The organism is Salipiger sp. (assembly GCF_059781815.1).
This window is the reverse complement of the sequence record NZ_JBYNAH010000355.1, coordinates 1-2,970: the sequence shown is the minus strand read 5'-3', so window position 1 is coordinate 2,970 and position 2,970 is coordinate 1. Positions and strand designations below refer to the sequence as shown.

Here is a 2,970-nt window from a genome sequence, read left to right as displayed (position 1 = left end):
CACCGGCGCCACGCCGGCCCCACCCAGCCGAGCGAGGAACCCGCGCGCGCGCTCGTGGTGGGTCGAGGTGTCGGGCAGGCCGGTAATGTGTGCAATGCGCCGGCGACCGGAACGCAGGAAGCGCGTGGCGATCATCCGGGCGCCGGCATGATTGTCGCAGGTCACCGCCGTCATCTGGCTGTCCGGCTGAACCCGGTTCAGAAGCACCACCGGAAAATTGCGCTCCCGGCAGCGCCGCACGAGCTCGGAGGACATCTGCGCCGAGGTCACGATGGCCGCATCGGCGCGATAGCCGAGCACCTGCTCCATCGCCACGTCGACCGTCTCGCCGGGCGGGATGGCGTGCAGCATCAGCCGCCGGCCACGCTTGTGTAGCTCGTGCGACAGCAGTTCGAGGACCCCGGCATAGAACGGGTTCGTCAGGTCTCCGGCAACGAGGCTCACGCTCTGGGTTCCGAGCTGGTCGAGGCTTCGCCCGGATGGCGGCACGTAGCCGAGTTCCGAAGCGATGCGAAGCACCTCGGCGCGCTTTTCGGCCGCGAGCGGCGCCCCGGGTTGAAAGGCCCGGCTCACCGCCGCGACGGACACGCCCGCCTGCGCGGCCACAAGTTTCGCCGTCACCTTCGGCATCAGGTCCTCCACAACCGGCGCCCGCTAAGACGCGAGCGAGTGACTGAAAGTTTTTCACTTCGTTTGTGAAATATTGCAACCCCTGACTTTGGCGGGCTTGCTGCAGTCAGCATCCAGAGGAGGACTTCCCCATGACCATCCACCATCTCAAGACCGGCCGCCCGACCGACCTGCGCAACGAGGACGACGCCAAGGTGCGCGCGACGGTCGAGCAGGTCCTAAAGGACATCGAGACACGCGGCGACGCCGCCGTGCGCGAGCTCAGTAAGACATTCGACAGCTACAGCCCTGCCAGCTTCCGCCTGTCGCAGGACGAGATCGACTCTCTGATCGGTCAGCTCACCCCGCGCGAGATCGACGACATCCACTTTGCCCAGACCCAGGTCCGTGCCTTTGCCGAGGCGCAGAGGGCCTCGATGCAAGATATCGAGATCGAGACTCTGCCAGGGGTGATCCTCGGACATCGCAACATCCCAGTGCAATCGGTGGGTTGCTACGTTCCCGGTGGCAAATTCCCGATGGTGGCCTCGGCGCACATGTCGGTGCTGACCGCCGCAGTGGCCGGCGTGCCGCGCATCGTTGCGGCGACCCCACCCTTCAAGGGCAAGCCCAACCCGGCCGTGATAGCCGCGATGCACTTCGGCGGCGCGCACGAGATCCACGTGCTCGGCGGCATCCAGGCGATCGGCGCGATGGCCCTTGGCACCGAGACGATAGAGCCGGTGCACATGCTGGTCGGTCCCGGCAACGCCTTCGTCGCCGAAGCCAAGCGGCAGCTTTTCGGGCGCGTAGGTATCGACCTCTTCGCCGGCCCGACCGAGACCATGGTGATCGCCGATGACACTGTCGATGCGGAGATGTGCGCCACCGACCTGCTTGGGCAGGCCGAGCACGGCTACAATTCCCCCGCCGTTCTGGTGACCAATTCCGAGCCGCTCGCTCGCGCCACGCTGGCAGAGATCGACCGCCTGCTCGCCATCCTGCCGACCGCCGACACCGCCCGGAAAAGCTGGGAGGATTACGGCGAGGTCATTCTCTGCGACAGCCACGACGAGATGCTGGCGGCGGCAGATGACATCGCCTCCGAGCATGTGCAGGTGATGACCGACCGCGACGACTGGTATCTCGAAAACATGACCAGCTATGGCGCGCTCTTCCTCGGCCCGCGCACCAATGTCGCCAACGGTGACAAGGTGATCGGCACCAACCACACGCTGCCAACGAAGAAGGCGGGGCGCTATACCGGCGGGCTCTGGGTCGGCAAGTTTCTCAAGACCCACAGTTATCAGAAGGTCATCAGCGACGCCGCTGCGGCGGAGATCGGCGAGTACTGCTCGCGGCTGTGCATGCTCGAGGGCTTCGTTGGCCATGCCGAGCAGGCCAACCTCCGGGTCCGGCGCTACGGCGGCCGCAACGTGGCCTACGGCACGGCGGCTGAATGAGCCCGCTCTTTCGTCTCGACGGGCGACGGGCGCTAGTCACCGGTGCCGGTCGCGGCATCGGGGCCGGGGTGGCCCGCACACTGGCCGAAGCCGGGGCCGCCGTCACACTCGTGGCGCGCAGCGCTGGCGAGATCGAGGCACTCGCCTCGGAGTTGCGCGGTGAGGGACTCATCGCCGAGGCCGAAGCGCTCGACGTCACCGACGTGGCCACCGTGGAGCGCTTCATGGCCTCCCGCCCTGCCCCGCATGTCTTTGTCAACAATGCCGGCACCAACCGGCCCAAGCCGCTAGCCGAGGTCACGCCCAAGGACTACGACGCGGTCATGGACCTCAACCTGCGCGCCGCGGTGTTCGCCGCCCGTGCGGTCTCGATGCGCATGGCGGATGAGGGCGTGCAGGGTTCGATCATCAATATGTCGTCGCAGATGGGGCACGTGGGAGCCCCCAATCGGGCGCTCTACTGCGCCTCAAAATGGGCGCTCGAAGGCTTCAGCCGGGCGCTCGCGATGGAGCTCGCGGGTAGCGGCATCCGCGTCAACACGGTCTGCCCGACCTTCGTCGAGACCCCGATGACAAGGCCCTTTCTCGCCGACCCAGCCTTCCAGTCCGAGGTGATGAGCCGCATTCGCCTCGGCCGTCTGGCCAGCATCGAGGAGGTTGCGGCAGCGACCCTGTTCCTTGCGTCTGACGCCTCTGCGATGACAACGGGCAGCGCGCTCAAGGTCGATGGAGGTTGGACTGCGGGCTGACGCCGAACATCAGGCAACGTGGGCGTCGCCTTTACCGACTTGATCGCCGCCGACCTGCTCGAGGTCGTCGAGGGCGCAAGATCCGCGCATTACAGTCGGCGCGCAGGCAGACACGGTGCTCGGCATGCTGCGCTTCAATTGAAACCCAG

Annotated in this window: 3 protein-coding genes; 2 read left to right on the top strand and 1 reads right to left on the bottom strand. The window is 66.5% G+C overall.

Annotated elements, in window-relative coordinates; genetic code table 11:
- The coding region (locus tag AC6RA4_RS24530) for a LacI family DNA-binding transcriptional regulator (protein WP_500164792.1) at positions 1-630 on the bottom strand (630 nt) is incomplete at its 3' end.
- A gap of 131 nt (positions 631-761) precedes the next feature.
- On the opposite strand from AC6RA4_RS24530, the gene hisD reads away from it, so the two are divergent.
- Both hisD and AC6RA4_RS24520 read left to right on the top strand, forming a co-directional pair.
- A complete protein-coding gene (gene hisD / locus AC6RA4_RS24525) occupies positions 762-2,072 on the top strand; it encodes a histidinol dehydrogenase (RefSeq protein ID WP_500164790.1) in 1,311 nt (436 codons plus the stop codon).
- On the top strand, positions 2,069-2,821 hold the full coding sequence (locus AC6RA4_RS24520; protein ID WP_500164788.1) for an SDR family NAD(P)-dependent oxidoreductase: 753 nt from the start codon (positions 2,069-2,071) through the stop codon (positions 2,819-2,821). The genes hisD and AC6RA4_RS24520 overlap by 4 nt, the downstream gene beginning before the upstream one ends.
- Positions 2,822-2,970: the final 149 nt, after the last annotated feature.

What these genes read in the sequence shown, in the direction of transcription:
- hisD (WP_500164790.1), top strand. Translation starts at nt 762, where the DNA reads ATGACCATCCACCATCTCAAGACCGGCCGCCCGACCGACCTGCGCAAC.
- AC6RA4_RS24520 (WP_500164788.1), top strand. Translation starts at nt 2,069, where the DNA reads ATGAGCCCGCTCTTTCGTCTCGACGGGCGACGGGCGCTAGTCACCGGT.